Genomic DNA, 267 nt, shown 5'->3' with positions numbered 1-267 from the left:
ATGCTGTATCTAAAGGTGACCTAGACATACTTGTTGGTGTTAACGGCAAGGAACTAGAGAATGCAGTAAAGTTACTTTCTACTCTAGGTTTCAACGAAAAATCCGATACGTTAAGAACTCCGGAGCTTTGCATGCTGGAAAATAGCTCAGGTGAGGATGTCGCTTTTCAAGTTGTAGCCAATGGTTCGGAATTTGAGTTTTTTGTGGGGTTTAGAGACAAACTCCGTAAAAGTCCTGAGTTAGTTCAACGATACAATGAGCTGAAAA

At 40.4% G+C, this 267-nt stretch carries 1 protein-coding gene; it reads left to right on the top strand.

Features of this window, described 5'->3' with window-relative positions; genetic code table 11:
• Positions 1-267: GrpB family protein (locus VJL_RS26320; RefSeq protein ID WP_038882299.1), on the top strand; the 267-nt coding region annotated here is incomplete at both ends.

The organism is Vibrio jasicida CAIM 1864 = LMG 25398, assembly GCF_000400365.1.
GTDB lineage: Bacteria > Pseudomonadota > Gammaproteobacteria > Enterobacterales > Vibrionaceae > Vibrio > Vibrio jasicida.
This window is presented reverse-complemented; position numbering and strand designations above follow the sequence as displayed.